The sequence below is a fragment of the Streptomyces sp. NBC_01485 genome (genome assembly GCF_036227125.1).
Lineage (GTDB): Bacteria > Actinomycetota > Actinomycetes > Streptomycetales > Streptomycetaceae > Streptomyces.
The window spans coordinates 8,315,891-8,332,866 of the sequence record NZ_CP109435.1 but is presented as its reverse complement, the minus strand read 5'-3'; the positions used below and the strand labels follow the sequence as shown (position 1 = coordinate 8,332,866).

General features: G+C 71.7%; 4 protein-coding genes. 2 read left to right on the top strand and 2 right to left on the bottom strand.

The genetic code is table 11. The features are described 5' to 3' along the window. Window positions 1-116: 116 nt before the first annotated feature. Together OG352_RS36485 and OG352_RS36480 are read right to left on the bottom strand one after the other, a co-directional pair. Complete coding sequence (locus OG352_RS36485; protein ID WP_329222792.1) at window positions 117-425, bottom strand: hypothetical protein; 309 nt, start codon at window positions 423-425, stop codon at window positions 117-119. A gap of 190 nt (window positions 426-615) precedes the next feature. Beyond that, window positions 616-2,124, bottom strand: a complete 1,509-nt coding sequence (locus OG352_RS36480) for a hypothetical protein (protein ID WP_329222791.1) — start codon at window positions 2,122-2,124, stop codon at window positions 616-618. 256 nt (window positions 2,125-2,380) lie between these two features. On the opposite strand from OG352_RS36480, the gene OG352_RS36475 reads away from it, so the two are divergent. Further along, the gene (locus OG352_RS36475) at window positions 2,381-14,236 is read left to right on the top strand and encodes a scabin-related ADP-ribosyltransferase (RefSeq protein WP_329222789.1); all 11,856 of its coding nucleotides are present in this window, start codon (window positions 2,381-2,383) and stop codon (window positions 14,234-14,236) included. Beyond that, window positions 14,233-16,923 (top strand): right-handed parallel beta-helix repeat-containing protein, encoded by a 2,691-nt coding sequence (locus tag OG352_RS36470; RefSeq protein WP_329222788.1) that lies wholly within the window; start codon window positions 14,233-14,235, stop codon window positions 16,921-16,923. Before OG352_RS36475 ends, OG352_RS36470 begins: the two co-directional genes overlap by 4 nt. Window positions 16,924-16,976: the final 53 nt, after the last annotated feature.

The following is a 16,976-nucleotide window of genomic DNA, read 5'->3' as shown; positions in this document are numbered from 1 at the left end:
CTTTCAAGGGGCCGTTAGGTGAACGTGAGGTTCTGCATAGAAAACGTAGAAAGGGCGTGCCGGCCCGGTATGCGGAGGCCGGGCCGGCACCACCGTTTCGATCACCTGGGGGGGTGTCAGGAGGGGATGCCTCCGGCGATCTGCCCGTCCAGGTCCTTCACGGAGCTGGAGATCTGCTGGAACTGTTTGGCGAACTCGGTGATGTTGTGCACCGCGTCGGTCACCGACTTGTTGAAGGTCTCGTAGGAGTGCTGCAGCTTGGGGCTGGTCTGCGCCAGCGCCAGGCCGCCGCTCGAGGGGTCGAGCAGGGTCTGCACCTCCCGCTGCAGATCCGCGAGTTGGGGGACCAGCGTGGAGTTGACGGCGTTGTTCAGCTTCGCGGCCGTGGCATTGATCTGCTCGTCGTCGACCGTGGTACGGGGCATCGTGGCCTCTTTCGTCGCGGTGCGACCGGCCGGACCGGCCGGTGCACGTGGGTGATGGGTGGAGCGCCGGGCACGCGACCGAGGTCGGGGCGGGCCCGGTGGTGGCCCTGCGGGCGTCCGAAGGGGGAGGAGGCGCCCGCAGGGAGTCATGGGGGTGGGCGGCCGGAGACGCGCGGCCGGCCGGGGACGCTCACTGCCAGTTGATCCCGAGCGTCCCGAGGGGCGGTTCGTCGTTGTAGCGCGTGTGCTGCGTGATGGAGTCCCGCAGGTACCAGCCGCCGTCCGGGCGCTTCTGCCAGATCTCCCGGATCTCGTTGTTGCTCCCGTAGGCGACGTACCGCGTGGACTCCGTCGTGACGACCCTGGTGACCGAGCCGTCGGAGTTCGTGAAGTCCGTCCGGCTGGCGCCGTCCGGCAGCGCGGTGGTCGTCTCCTTCGAGGGCGCGGCACCGGCCGGACGGCCGTCGCCGTCGACGACGGGGTGCTCGACCGTCAGATACGCGGGGGGCCGGTCCAGGTACTGCTGGTCGTCCTGCCGGCCCGCCGCCGAGTTGAGGTAGGTGTCCCGGTCCATCGACAACTCCCACCCGCTGTCGGGGCGTTTGGTCCAGATCTGGAGCGTGTTGCCGGCCTCGTCGGTGACATAGCGCGTCATGGACCCGTCGGTGACGCCCTCGGGGCTGGCGTCGACGTAGTCCTTGCGGACGGAACCGTCGGCGCTGCGGATCGTCGTCACGGAGTCGCCGTCGTCGGAGAGCGAGCGGTACGTCTCGGAGTGGACCAGCCCGTTGTTGTTGGTGATGGTGGTGGTCGTCTCGACGGGATCGCCGTTCTTGTCGACCTCGATCCGACCGTTCTCGTCGAGCTGGTACGTGACCGTCGTGGTGCCCTCGTCGGACTGCCAGGTGAAGCCGTTGGGCGGGGGCGGTGGGGCCGGTCCCTCGGGGTCCGTGCCCCCGTACTCCCGGTTCCTGGACAGCGGGTCGGGATCGCCGCTCTCCGGGGTCCAAGGGCCTTGCCTGTTCAGCGCTCCGAAGTCGTCCGCGTAGTTCTTCTGCAGCGTCTCCGCCTGCTGCCGCAGGGGCTCCTCGTCCTTGTCGAGCTGCTTCAGCGCCTCGTCGGTACGGGCCTGGTCCTGCCACAGGGCCTGCTGCTGTTTCAGCAGTTCGTCGCGCGACAGGGTCGCGCCTTTCCCGTCCAGGTCCTCCTGACGCTTCTGCTGCTCCGCCTGCTCCTTCTCCAATTCCCCGCGTCTGCTTTCCAGTTCGGCCTGTTTCCTGGCGAGGAGCTGCTCCTGGAGCCCATACCGCACGCGAAGCCGATCGGCCTGCGCCTCTTTGCGCTGCGAGTCGTTGCGGTGCTGGTAGGCGTCGTTCTCCGCCTCTGCCTGCTTCCGCTGGAAGAAAGCCGCCTGCTGGGCCCCGGACACGGCGAACGACGCGTCCTGGTCGTAAAAGGCCTTGCCGATCTCGTCGAGGAGATTGCCCAGGTCGGTCATGACCTGCCACGCGTCGCCGAAGGACTTCTGCCAGTCGCCGTAGAAGTCGTTCAGAGCCTCGGCCGTCTGCTTGCGGGGACCGATGTCCGATGCGGCGAAGGCGTGCTTCGACTTCGAGGTGACGTCGAGTTCATCGCGAAGGTGCCACACCTGCCGCGCGAGGACGTACATCAAATCGTAGTCGATCGATATGCGAGCCACGTCTTGCGTCCTTTCCCTATTCCGGCCGCGGCGGCGAATGGCTCCCGCGACGGGTGACGGCCATGGGCATCGTGATGCCCTGTAGACGCAAGAACGGGTCCGCAGGGTTCAAACGAATTTCGACCCGTTCCCACCGACCGGTAAGTATGTGCCGTGCGTCACTCGGGTGAACTCATGGCCCTTCCTATTACGTCACCAGCACGACAACTGCGAGCGCACGGCGACCCTCGAGTCCTGGAACACCTTGGAGGACCCTGTGGCCACCCCCGACGACTGGACAAAAGTCGGTCACAACGGAAATCCGGTTTCGGGAAACCCTGATTTCCTCGACGGCATCGCCAGGGACCTCGGCGAGCTCCGGGACCTGGCCAGTGATGTCGACGCGGGGCTCGACGCCATGCTGCGCACGTCGGAGGACGGCGGCTTCGAGGGTCGGACCGCGGACGCGCTGCGCACCTACATCAAGACCGAGCTCAAGACCTTCACCGCGAACGTCACCACCTCCTTCGAGGACGCGAGCTGGGCCGTGACGCGGTATGCGAACGCCCTGCGAAACTCCCGGGGCAGGGCCGAGGACGCCGCGAACCGGGCCGGGCAGGTCGAGGTGCCGCCGGCCGGCGTCGTGGGGAAGAACGCCCCGCCCCCCGCGGAGCTGACCGCCGCCCGCAACGACGTGTCGGCCGAGGTCGACGCGATGACCGCCGCGGGGAAGGTCCTCGAGGACGCCCTGCGGGCCGCGGCCGAGCTGGTGTCCCGGCCCGTCAAGCCCCCCAAGAAGAGCTTCTGGAAGAAGTTCGTCGAGAAGTTCTGGCAGGCCCTCGAGATCCTCACGATGGTGCTGGCGTTCGCCGCCGTCATCTTCACGGGACCCGTGGGCCTGGTCGCCTTCGGTCTGGGCGCGGTTCTCTTCCTGAAGGCCGTGGCCGACTACGCGATGGGCAAGACGAACGCCCTCGGCCTGGGCCTGGCCCTGGTGGGCATCCTCTTCCCGTCGACCAAGGGCCTGATGACCCTCACCAGGGGGCTGCAACTGGCGAAGGGCGCGTCGAGACTCGCGCTCGGCGGACTGTCGGCGGGCCTCTCCTCCACCTCGCGCATGCTGCTCCGGGGCGGCCGGCTGCTGACCTCGCCCCGGTCCCTGTTCACCATGACGGGCGCGAACCTGCTCAAGTGGTCCGCGCGGATGGGCAGCCTGGGCGACTGGGGCCTCGGCGCGATGTCGCGCGTTCCCGGCCTCGCCTCCCGGACGACCCGGATGGCGGCGGGGCTGCTGAGGTCAGGTCCCGGGTTCCTGAAGGGGGTCTGGCAGCAGGGCCGGTTCGCGCTGCGCCGCGACTTCTTCATGTCCACCGCGTTCGTCGGCGGCAGCATGGCCCAGCGGCTGGGCGTCTACTCGGTCATCAACACGGGCCGCCTCTTCGACCTGGCGGTGTCCGCGGTCCTGCCGCTCAAGTACTCGGAGCTGGCCGGCCTCGGCTTCCGGGGTGCCTGGCGCGCGGGCATCCTCGAGCGCGGCCTGCTCAGGGGGTCGCCGGTCAGCACACGGGTCACCGGGGCGGGCAGGCTCGGCGCCGACGTCACCGGCCTCACCACCAAGAGCCCGCTCACGCCCGGATCCGGCAGGCCGTTCGGCGACACGAGCGCCCGCACGCTGGTCGTTCCCGGCACCCCGGCCTGGGGCGACGCGCTGGACACCCTCCGCGAGAGCGCGGTCGCACCGGTCACGCTGCCGCGTACGCCGGGCTTCAGCTCCCTGGGCCGTCCGGGCACCGCGCCCGGCCGGGCCCCGGGCAGCCTCGACGACCTGGTGGAGCCTGGCGTCCTCAACGGCCTCGACGCGAGCGGCTCCCGCTTCGGCACTCCCTTCGGCAGGACGGGTTCCGACGCGCCCGACTCCCTCGACGCGCTCGGCGTGCGGGCCGGCGGACCCGTGTCTCCGCAGCTCCGCACCCTGTCCGACGCCTTCGACGACCTCGACGCGTTCGGCGCGCCGACCGTTCCGGGGCCGCCCCGGAGCGTGCTGCTGGAGCGGCCGCCGAACGCGGTCGCCCGGCTTCAGGACCTGGACGCCCTCGCGGGCCTGGAGCGCACCGGGACCGGCCTGCTGAAGCCCCTCGACGACGTGCCGGACCTGGCCTCCCTGAGCATCGACGGGAAGCTCGGCGGACTGACCGAGGAACAGTTGGGCAAGGTGTTCGACGGAGAGATCGACCTCGTGAACATCACACCGGACGGGGTGGTCCTGCGCGTCGGGAAGACCGACCCGGTGGACCTCCACGTCGGGTTCGGGGACGCGGTGACGATCCGTGTCCTGACCCCCGAGGAGGTCGGTGCCGGGGCGCCCAGGTTCCTGGGAACGCTGACCGGACCGGACTCGCCGGCCCGGCTGGGCGTCAAGCTGGACGACCTCGCGCGCCTGCTTCCGGACAGCACCGACGGCCTGGGCGACGCGCGTGAGCTGCTCGGACTGGGCCCGGTCCGGACCGAACTCCCCGTCAAGCCGGTCATGACGCAGGCCGGTGGGCCGGCCCTGACCCTGCGGGAGATCGTCACGGGCGGGGCGGTCGGCAAGACCGCCACGGACCGCTTCCAGGCCTGGCTGCGCGCGCAGCAGGCCGGAGTCGAGCTGGACTCGGCCGGCCGCAACCTCACCCGGTTCGCCGAGCAGCCCGACCTGCCCCCGCTGAGCCGCGCGCAGGCCGAACTCGATCTGAGCGCCGCGGAAGTGAAGGTCGGTCAGGCCAGGATCGACTTCGGCAGGCTCGGGATGAGCCTGGACACGGTCCACCAGGACATCACCGTGATGATGGCCCGCCTGGACGGTCCGGCGGCGAGCATGCCGACCGGTGAACTGAGGCTGCTGGACGACCTGGGGCAGCCCACCGGTCAGTGGATCACGATGGAGTCCGGAGCGAACCTCACGTGGGTCCTCAGGACGGACACCGGGATCGTCCCGCACGTCAAGGTGGACATGGCCGACGGCATGTTCACCGTGACCGCCCCCGACGGCGTCCGCACCACGCTCGGCGCGGACGGCCGGACCCTCCTCGTCGACGCCCCGGTCCGTCCGGAGTCGCTGGCGGGCCCCTCGACTCCCGTGGCTCCCTCGATTCCCACGACTCCCACGGCTCCTGTGATCCCCCAGGTCCACTGGCTGGTGCGGCAGGACATGGACTTCACGGCGGCGAGCCTCAAGTCCGGCATGAAGACGCGGCTGACCGAGGACGGCCTCGTCCCGGTCAAGGTCGACGGAACCATCTCACCGCTCCAGGCGGTGACCACGGTCAACGCCAAGACGCTGAAGGAGAACAGTCCGTTCACCGCGTTCTCGCCGCCCGGCACCATCGCCAAGCCCTACGGAGGCAGCGAGGTCGGACTCGATGTGGTCGCCCTCGGCAATGACATAAGGGCCGGCCTCGAAAACGTCAAGGACGTACGGATCCTCTCCAACACGCAATTGCAGCATGAAATCCTGAACGAGATCCGACTCAAGGTCGAAAACGCCCAACTGACCGTCCCGCCGAATTTCAACCACATGACCAGCAACAAGGAGATCCAGAATTTCCTCACCGTCGACAACAAGATCACCAAGGGAATCGCCACCAAGGTCACCCCGGACATCAAGGCGCTGCTGCAAGTGCGCCGCGACGGCACCTGGCTGGTGCAGGGGGACATTCCGAAGCGGTATCTGACCGGGCCCTACCCGACCGCCGACTCCCTGAAGTTCGTACCGGCCACGCCGACGACACCGCTCGCGGTGCCCCCGGACGCACTGGAAGCCGCGGGCCGGGCCTCCGGATCGGGCGGCCGGCCCCTGGAGACCCTGAATCTGGCGCCCCAGGGGGACGGTTTCTTCGTCAACCGGTTCGAGCTCGACGAACTGCGGCAGGTCACCCTCGTCCGGCAGGACGACAACCCGTTCGTTCAGATCATCGACGTGGACAAGGGCCTGAGGAAGTCGCACTTCGCCTCCGACATCGGCATGATTCCGGCCAATCCGGAGGGGAACACCACCGCGTTCCAACATGTGCGGGGCGCCGGAAACGTGCAGCTGAAGAGCGAGAGCCCGTTCACGTCCTTCGCCGTCGCGAACGGCGATCACAAGGTGTACGGCAAGTTCCAGTTCACCCTGGACGTCCACAGGCTGGGCGCGGACATCAAGGCCGGAAAGCTGCAGAACGTCGGGATACTTCCGGCGCACAACCTCCAGCAACTGATCCGCGAACAGCTCGACTGGAAGTTCGGAAAGCGCCTCGACTTCGATTCGCTCAAGGCGGACAGCACCACCCAGGACGCCATCGCCTTCCTCAAGCAGAACGACGTCAAGTTCGCGGGCCGGGGCGGCGCGGACATGAGCACCACGTTCGCCCAGGACGTCCGTGTCCTGCTGAACACCAGGCGGGACCAGGAGTGGCTGATCAAGGGCGTCATCCCCGAGAAGTACCTCGACGGCCCGCACCCCACGACGACACCGTCCACCCCTGCCCTGGACGAGGCCGCCGCGAACCTCCGCCTGGTGGACACGGTCAAGACGGACGCCGACGTCCTCCCCGTCCTCGTCGAATGGCGCACCGCCCCCGACTCCGCGGTGCCGCTGGATCTGCGCCCCGGTGAGCTGCGGCTGGCGGACGAGCTGGGGCGGCCGACCGGGCAGTGGATCACGTTCGAGCCCGGTACGGAGCTCAACTGGGTCCTCAGGGCGGACACCGGGATCGTCCCGGAGGTCAGGGTGGACAGGGTCGACGGCGGATTCACCGTCACCGCGCCCGACGGCGTCGTCACCGGGTTCGGGCCGGACGGCCTGCCCGCGCGCCTCGGTGATGCCGGTCCGGTCTCCCTCCCGCAGGTCGGCATGCCGTCACAGGTCCGCGTCGACGAGGTGGTCACGTCCGCGCCGGACCTCGACGGTCTTCCGGACCTCGGCGAGTCGGCCCTCCGGGCGACTCTCGACGAGCACCGGCAGGTGCTGGACGAGTACCGGCGGGCGTTGGGCGACCCGACCCGGATACCCCTGTCCGGCTCGGACGAGTTGGCGGGTCTGGAGCTGCGGGTGACCCGCCTGCCCGACGCCGGTACGGCGCCGGACTCGATCCGGCTGGAGCTCGTCGACGTCGCCACGGCGGGCGGCGGGCCGGGACGCGCGTCGGAGTTCACGGTCGAGGTGCTGGACGACGGCGGCCGGATCGCCGTCACCGACCCGACCGGGAACACCCGGTTCACGCTCGGTCCCGACGGCCGCTTCCTCGGCCGTGAGACGGCCCTCACGGGTGACGGGCTGCCGGACGGACTGCGGATCGGCGTGACGGTGGGTTCCGGTCCGGACGGGGCACCGCGGACCGCCGTCCAACTGATCGGTCCCGCCGGACCACGCGGCTCGTTCCGGCTCACCCCGGTGGAAGGCACGCTCGCCGACCGGCTGCCCGGCGGTTTCACCCTGTCCGACACGGTCACCGGCAGCCGCTTCCACTTCGACCTGAACGGCCGTCTCGCCTTCCGCGACCTGCCCGCCCAGGACGGCTCCGGCCTCGCCCGCGTCACCGAAGGCGCCGCCCCCGGCACCCCGCCCCTCCGACTGGACGAGCTGGGCGGGCCTGGCGAGGCGGGCGAATTCGGCGGCGTGACCGAGCGGTTCCCGCTGGGCGCCATCCCCGAGAACGGCGTCCTGGACGAGGCCGCCGCCACGGCGACGGACATCTTCGACCGCACGCTCGCCGAGGCCACGGACTTCCGTACCGCCGCCTTCGGGCGGCTGGACCTGGGCCGCGTCCTCGGGGACGCGACGCCGGGCGGTCTCACGCCCGCCGAACTGTCCGGGCTGCGGGTCACCCATGTCCGTACCCCCGCCGCCGACGACGGGCGGCTCACCGACGCGTACCACCTCACCGGCTCCCCCGAGGCGACCGCCCGCTTCACCCTCACCACGTCCTCGGACCGGGCCGGCGGCTTCGTCATCGCCGACGACGTCACCGGTGGACGTTTCCACTTCGGCCCCGACGGCGCCATGACCATGCGGGAGCTGCGGCTCGACGGGAACTGGGGGGTCGTGCGGTTCGACCCGGAGACCGGAGCGGCCTTCGCCCACACCACACGTGACGGGACGGCCACACGCCTGGTGCCCCGGTCCGTGGACGGCGGGCGCGTGACGCTCGTACCGGCCGACGGGCTCCCGAACCGGCGGCTGGAGCAGATGGTCTTCGACACCGGCACCGGCAGTCTGGTGGAGCGGACCGTCGCCGCGTTCGGCGAGCGCGGCGACCTCATGGGCCCCTACTGGAAGATCGACCACCTGACGGAGACGGCCGTACGGCTGGACGACACGGGCCGGCCGCTGACCGGCCGGCTCGACACCGCGGTGTTCAAGCCCGAGCCCAACGGCGAGTTCCAGTTGGTGGGAGAGGCCGACCGGGTGCTCTACGCGAGCCGCGGTCCGGGCCGGCTCGAAGCGGCGGCGAACCCCGCGGTGGACCTGAACCGGATGGTCCCGGACGCCCCGGCGTGGCGGCGCGGCACCGAACTGCTGTGGCGGTACGACGACAGAGGCCCGGCGGTGATCTTCAAGGAGGGCTTCCAGCCGAAGGACGTCAGCTCGGTCGACCTCCCCAAGTTCGTGGTGACGAACGACGACGCGGCCTTCGTGAGCACCACGTACGACTTCGACCTCTCCTGGGGAAGCCGGTACAAGTACGAAATCCACGCCCCCGGCGGGATCGACGTCAACAAGACCCTCGACGGCACCTACCAGACCATGCGCGACAAGCCCGGAAACATCCACTGGGACGAGCACGAGGTCTCGTTCCCGGGCGGTGTGCACGCCCGGTTCGTCAAGGGCGCCTACCAGCTCGATACCCATGGCGCGCCCAGGGCGTGGAAGGACAATCCGGGGTTCACCCCGTGGGCGAACGAGACCGCGTGGGACAAGGACGCGCACTACGGCATCGACTGGATGACCGAGCTGGTACGCCGCGTGGAGGAGGATTTGGCGGTCCCCCTGGCTCAGCGGTTCCCGCTGACCGGCATTCCCGAGAACGCCGTGCCGGGGAGGCATCTCGCCCAGCGGTTCCCGTTGGACGCGATCCCCGAGGGGACCGTCACGGACATCGCCCTGGCCGGGCCGGGGCTGGACGGGATGCGGGTGCGGATCAGCGAGGCTCCGGCCTCGGAGACGCTGCACGCGTCCAGGGACCTGGAACTCATCGACCACCGCGGACTGCCGGTCGACAGCGGGTTCACCGTGGGGCCCCGGGACGGCGGCGGGTTCACCGTGACCACACCCACGGGGGACACACGCTGGCACCTCGACGTGGCCGGGCGGCCGGAGCTGCGCGACGTACGGCTGCCGGGAACGGAGCTGGCCCTGCGCTTCGACGCTTCCGGCGCCGACGCACTGCCCCGGGTGACCGGGTGGGACGGGCCCGCGAGGCCGCCGGGCGACGCGATGGTGGAAGCGGTCCGGGACGCTTCGGGCGGGCCGGCCGGCTTCACCGTACGGCTGCCCGGAGCGGGCGAGACTCCGGTGGCGTGGCGGTTCGACGCCGCCGGGAAGCTGACGTACCAGCAGACGCCGTTGGCGGGCGAACGGCTGGGCGGGCTGGCCGGGTTGCGGGTGGGGACGACGTTCACCTCGGACGCCGCGGGCACGTCGACCACCCGGGTCTTCGAGCTGATCGGCCCGTCCGGCGCGACCAGCGGCTTCCGGGTCGCACCGCTGGACGCCGGGCCGGCCGGCCGGCTGCCGGGCGGCTTCACCGCCGTCGACAGGGTGACCGGCAGCCGGTTCCACTTCGGCGCCGACGGGCAGCTCGCCTTCCGTGACGTCCCGGCGCCCGACGGCGACGGATTCCTCCGCTTCACCGAGAACGCCCCTGACGCCCCGCCGATCCGGCTGGACGACCCCGGCGACCTCGGCATCCTCGGCGGCGTCGGGCACGACGGCCCCGACGAGATGGCGCGGATCTTCGACATCACGCTCGACGAGTCGGCGGGCCTGCGCGCGCCGATCGAGGGCACGGCCGCCGAACTGTCGGACATCTCGGGAGCCATGGACTTCCTGCGCGTCGCGCCCGACTCCCAGGTCTTCCAGACCCTCGACCTCCCCCGCGTCCAGCGACTCGCCGACGCGGCCACCGACTCGCTCAACAGGTTCGGCCTGAGCCCGGACCTCCTGCACGACCAGCTCCGTCAGATGACCGTCCAGGCGCACCAGAACCTCCGGCAGGGCGCAGCCACCGCGCTGCGGGAGTACCAGAACCTGCCGCTCGCCGTCCGCCTCGAGGATCTCCAGGCAGGCGGGGGCCGCACCGTCGGCGACTTCACCGTCACGCCGACCCCGCACGGCGGGCCCGGCGGCAGCCAGTACACCGTCACCCACGCGGCGACGGACCTGGCCATGGGCTTCGGCCCGCACCGCGAGCGCCTCTACCAGGAGGTGTTCCTCAGGGGCGGGCCCGGCGACGTCGACCGGCTGCGGCTGGGGATCACCGGCCGCACGACCGAGGGCGGGCACTGGACCCCCGACTCCTTCGCGTTCGTGGGCGCCCGCCCGGCCGACGGCTCCCACACCCTCGCGGGCCTCGCCCCGGGCGCCCCGGCGGAACTGCGCGGCGGCTTCACCGTCACCGACGCGTCCGGTCTCACCCGGTGGCACTACGGTCCCGAGGGCACGGCCGCGCTGCGGGACGTCGGACTCCCCGGCGACCGGGGCACCTTCCGCTTCGACGCCGGCGCGCCCGACGGCGTGCCCCAGGTGCTCGACACGGCGGGCCGTCCGTCCGCGGCACTGCGCGCGGAGCGGCTCGACGACGGCCGGCTCGCCCTGATCCCCACGTCGGACGCCGCCCAGCCGCTGGAGCGGACCCTCTTCGACAGCGACGGCACCACCCTGCTGGCGGAGACCGTCGCCGTCCGCGGCAGGAGCGGCGGGCCCACCGGCGAGTACTGGAACATCGACCACGTGACCGGCAGGGCCGTCCGCACCGACACCGACGGCACCGCGTTCACCGGCCGCTACGACACCGCCACGGTGGAGCGGTCCGGCACCGGCCAGTTCAGGCTGACCGGCACGAGCCCCGGCAAGGTGACGCTCTTCGAGCGCGAGGTGCTCAGGAACGGCAACGTCCTGCACGTCGACCTGCACCGCTCCGGCCACGCCCGGTGGACGGAGTTCGACGACGCCGGCAACCGGTTCCGGCACGGCGAGCGGATCGGGGACGTCGACAACCGCACGATGCACGACGTGCCGTCCGGTTCCTGGCGGGTCCTCAACACCGTCGACGTACGGACGTACACGAAGGCCGTCGACGGTGGTCTCGTCCGGGCCGAGAAGGGGGCGGACGGCCACTGGACGTGGCAGCGCTTCGACAAGGACGGCGGCGAGGCGCTCTCCGGCGACCGGCACTGGAGCTGGAACCACGTCGCCTTCCAGGACACCTACCGTGATCCGGCCACCGGGATGGAGACGGTGGCCCAACGGCGCGGACAGACCTGGCCCTTCGACGGTCTGCACGGCTCCGGGCTGTACCGGGAACACGCGGTACTGCCCGGTCACGCCCCCGCCGGAGGCCGGATCGACCCCGGCGACCACACCGGCTACCACGCGAACGCCCAGACCGAGCGCCTGGAGGCGCTGTCGGACGGCGGCAGTCTGCTCGTCAAGCGGTTCTCCGACATGCGTACGCCGGCCTTCTTCTGGAAGGGGGCGGCGGGCCGCAACCCGTTCGAGGGCTTCTTCCGCGACCTGTTCGGCGGCGAGTCCCTGAACCGGGTCAGCCACTGGACCGAGACCGCCGCCGACGGCACCGAGACGACCGGCGTCCGGCTCAACGCGACCGGCGCCAACTGGGTCGACGTCGACCGGTTCGGCCGGCTCGTACGGGAGAGCCGGACGCTGGAGAACGGCCATGTCGTCGAGGTCGGACGCAGCCCGGAGGACCCGACGCGCTGGGCGCCGGTCCCGGAGCACCGCGAGGGCGGCTCGTACGAGCTGCACTGGCGGGACACGACGAGCGGCCGCAGCGGCACCCGGCACGTCGACGACCAGGGAAGGTGGCAGGACCTCTTCCGCGACGACCAGGGCGTCGAGCGGCTCCAACTGCGCAGCCAGGGCAGGGGCACCCGGGAGTACCTGCACACCGCTCCGTCCTCCGAGGAACTCCGCCTCGACGACAACGCGGGTTTCTGGGTCGACAAGAACGCCCAGCAGCACGTCTCCGGCCGCCGCGATCTGGTGGACGGAACGGTCGTGGAGTCGTCGGGCGACCCCTACCGCACCAGGTGGACCTGGAAGGCGTACGACCCGAGCGCCCCGGACACCGTCATCGGCGAGGGGCAGCGCCTGCAAAGCCGCGGTTCGATCTACTCGCGGCCCTGGGACGACTCGTTCAAGGACTTCGACCGCGGCGGCGACCTCGTCCGCGAGCGCAACGCCACCGACACCGGAAGCTCCTGGATCGACGCGGTGAAGCAGGACGACGGCACCTGGAGGTGGACCAAGAGGGCGGCGGACGGCACCGTCCACTCCGAGGGCGTCCGCGTCTACGACGACGTCACGGCCGGCCGTTGGCACGACCTCATCGACGATCAGGTGGTGCGGCGGCGGGTCGAGGACCGGGTCCGGGAGTACCGGTACGAGCCGGTCACGGTCGCTCCGGAGCCGTCGCCGGCGACCCCGATCGCCCCGACCCCCGCCGCCCCCGACACCCCTGCCACTCCAGCCACTCCAGCCACTCCTGCCACTCCTGCCACTCCTGCCAGGACGACGCTGCGGGACCTGTTCGCCGAGTCCCCCCGGACGGCCGAACCGGCCGCCGGCACGCCCGTCAGGACGACGCTGCGGGATCTGCTCAACGCGTCCGTCCACCACTTCCAGACGCCCGCCACGGTCCGTGTCGACCCGGACGTCTGGAAGGAGTTCGAGGCCGGCAAGGTCTTCCGCGAGCGGGTCGCCGTGGACGGCGTCCCGGGCCGGCACCGTCTGGTCGACAAGCAGTGGGGCCAGTGGGTGGAGTACCAGGACGGTCACGTGGTCCAGTGGCGGACCATCGACGGACGGGTCTGGGCGACGGACGCGTTCGGCCGTTTCGGCACCTCCGGACCGGCCAGGGCCACCCAGTTCCTGGCCGGGGGCCTGCCCCGGGTCGGCGGCGAGGTCGGCCTGCCCGGCAGCGGCGGCTGGTCGCTGATCGGCCGGGAGGTCCCCTTCCGCGGCACGGACGTCGAGATCATGGCCCACCTGCGGGAGATCCAGGACGTGTGGCACGGGCCGTTCACCGCCTTCCGGAACGGCGAGGCGGTCGAGATGCCCATGTGGCAGCGCGAGCTGCGCAGCGGGCTGACCTCGTTCACCACCGGCTTCCTGACCGACTTCACCGCGAGCCTGGCGATCACCGCCGCCACCAACAACGGCAACGTCAAGGACGTCGACGTCTTCAAGGCGCTGCTCGGCGGCACGGTCGGCGGAACCTTCAGCGGCGGGCTCAACGTGCTGTACAACCAGACCCGGCTGGGCTGGCTGAAGAGCAGCATGGGCACGACGGACTGGGGCGGGCACCCCAACCAGTCCCTGACCCCCCAGTCCGAGGACTGGGCGGGCGATTTCAGCGCCCAGGAAAGGGCCACCCGCTGGCGCGGCGCCACGTACGCCAACACCGTCGGCCTCGCCACCGGCGCGCTCAGCGGTTTCGTCAGCAACGCCGTCAGCGCCGCCGTCTTCGGTGTCAACGGCAACGAGGTGCAGGGCGCGGACGCGCTGCTGGCCGGCGGGTGGGGCGCCGCGGGCTCCCTGTTCGGCGGGGTGACCACCGGTCTCACGAGGAACGTCTGGCATCTGAGCACCGGCGCCCGCGTCTTCCACAAGGGCGGCCTCGGCGAGCTGGGGATGAACTGGGCCGAGTCCGCGCTGTCCCGGTACCTCACGTTCGTGATCACGCAGGCGGACAGCCAGAACGGCAACAACCTCCCCGGTCCTGGCCGCGCGTTCCCGCCGCCGCCCAAGACGACACCACCACCGCCGCCACCGCAGACCCCGCCACCGCCGCAGGCCCCGCAGGCCCCGCAGGCCCCGCAGGCCGCGTCCGAGCCGTCCGCGGCTCTCACCGAGACAATGGAGCTCCCGTGACCGCCACCACCGCCACCCTGCACCGGGTCGCGCCCAAGGGGCGCGGCGCCCACCGCAGCATCACCGCCGCCCTGCGCGCCGCCGCCGACGGTGACGAGATCCGGATCGCCGCGGGCGAGTACGTCGAGGTGCTGGTCCTGGACCGTGCGGTGTGCCTGCTGCCGGAGGACGGTCCGGACCAGGCCGTACGGGTGCTGGCGGCCGACCCGGGCCGGCCGGTCCTGGAGGTCACCGCGCCCGGCGCCCGCGTCGGCGGTATCGCCCTGGTGGGGCAGGACCCCGGGCTGCCCGCCGTGCTGGTGGCCGGCGGGGGCCTGGAACTGGACGGCTGCGAGGTCTCCGGCGGGCGGGTCGAGGCGGGCGGTGACGCGTCGTTGACGATGCGCGGCTGCCGCGTCTTTGGTGCCGCGCTGGCCGGGGTGCACGCGAACACCACCGGCCCGACCGCGTTGACCGACACGCTGGTCGAGGACGTCGACGGCACGGGTGTCGTCCTCGGCTCGGCCACGACCGCCGAGGCGACCGGGCTGACGGTGCGTCATGTCACCGGTTCCGGAGTCCGGGTGCGGGGCCGGGCCCGGGCGGTGCTCCGCGACTGCCGGATCACCGCCCCCGGCCGCAGCGGACTGCTGGTGGAGGACGACGCGGCCGTGACCGCCCTGGAGTGCCGCCTTGAGGAGACGGGCGCGGAGGGCGTCCGGGTGCTGGGCAGTTCCCCCCGCCCCGAGGCGGGCGAGGGGCGCCCGGCGGCCACGGACGGCGCGGACGGCGGGGTCGTGCTCGCCGACTGCCAGGTGCTGCGCACCGGCTCGGACGGGGTGGCCGTCTCCGGCTCCGGTGACGTCCTGCTGCTGAACTGCCGGCTGCGGGACGGCGCCGGCGCCGGCGTGAGTGCCGAGGACGACAGCACGGCCGTCCTGGCCGACTGCCAGGTGGACCGGCCGCGCGGCTCCTGCCTGGTGGCGCGGGGCAACGCCCGGCTGTCCGCGCAGGACACCTCGATGCACGGCAGCCGCGCCAACGGCCTGCTCGCGGGCGACCGTTCCCTGGTGCGGCTGGCGTCCAGCGACGTGACGGACTGCGGCTTCAGCGCGGTGCACGCCTGCGACGACTCCCGGCTGTCCCTCACCTCCTGCCGGATCGGCTCCACACCCGAGCACGGCGTCCGGGCCACCGACCGGGCCGAACTCACCGTCGAGGGCGTCCGCATCAGCGACTGCGGACTGTCCGGCCTGCAGATCGACGCCGCGGCCGGGGCCCGGGTGCGCGGTCTGTCCGTCGTACGGGGCCGTACGGGCATCAGCGCCGAGTCCACCGGGACGGTCGTCCTGGAGGAGTGCGACGTCACCGGCGCCGAGCGCGCCGGAATCGCCTGCGGAACCGGGACGTCGGCCGTGGTGCGGGACTGCCGGATCAGCGGCACCGGTACCGCGGGGCTGGTGATCGGCGAGCGGGCGACCCCCAGCATCGAGGACTGCACGGTGCGCGACACCGCCGGCTCCGGTCTGGTCCTGGGCCCGGCCGCCGAACCGCGCGTCAGGTCCGTCACCGTGGCCCGTACCGGGAAGAACAGCCTGTTCGTCGGCGAGAAGGCGAGGGGCACCTTCGAGGACTGCGTCTTCTCCGGGTCCGGCACCGACGGTCCGGCGTTCCCGGCCGTCCATGTGTCGGCCGGCAGCGCGCCCGTGCTGCGCGGCTGCCTGGTGCGCGACGCCGAGGAGGACGTGGCCGCCGAGAAGGGCGCCCGGCCGGTGTTCGACGACTGCGTGTCGCGGAACGTGACGAACCCGGCCCTGCCGACCGGCGCCAAGGCGGCGCTGCCGAACGCGGCCGGCGGGGACACGGCGGCCGGGACCGGCGCGCGGGAGACCGAGGCGCCCTCGGAGGACACCCTGGAGGACCTGCTCGCCGAACTCGACGGACTGGCGGGACTGGAGCGCGTCAAGCACGACGTGTCGTCCCTGGTGAAGCTGATGCGGACGGTACGCCGCCGCGAGGAGATGGGCCTCGCGGCTCCCCCGCTCAGCCGCCACCTGGTCTTCACCGGCAACCCGGGCACCGGCAAGACCACCGTGGCCCGGCTCTACGGCCGCATCCTGGCCGCCGTCGGCCTGCTGGAGCGCGGCCACCTGGTCGAGGCCGACCGCTCCGCGCTGGTCGGCGAGTACGTCGGACACACCGGCCCCAAGACCGCGCGGGTCTTCCAGCAGGCCCGGGGCGGTGTCCTCTTCATCGACGAGGCCTACTCCCTCACCCAGTACGCCGGTTCCAACGACTTCGGCCAGGAGGCGATCGCCACCCTGCTGAAGCTGATGGAGGACCACCGTGACGACGTCGTGGTGATCGTCGCCGGATACCCGAGGGAGATGGAGGTGTTCGTCCGCTCCAACCCCGGCCTGGCCTCACGCTTCAACCGCACCCTGCTCTTCGAGGACTACGGCTCCGCCGAACTGGTCAGCATCGTGGAACTCCAGGCCGCGCAGCACCAGTACGAGCTGACGCCGGCCGCCGCCGAGGCGCTGGCGGCGCACTTCGACGCGCTCCCCCGGGAACGCGGCTTCGGCAACGGCCGCGCGGCCCGCCAGTTGTTCCAGGCGATGACGGAACGCCAGGCCTACCGGGTCGCCGAACTCCCCGAAGCCTCGGAGTCCGACCTGATGACCCTCACACCGGGAGACCTCCCGTAGGACGCCGAACGCGCCCCATGAGCCCCGAAGTAGCAAGCCCCGAACTCCTGAAA

What these genes read in the sequence shown, in the direction of transcription:
- OG352_RS36485 (WP_329222792.1), bottom strand. Translation starts at nt 425, where the DNA reads ATGCCCCGTACCACGGTCGACGACGAGCAGATCAATGCCACGGCCGCG.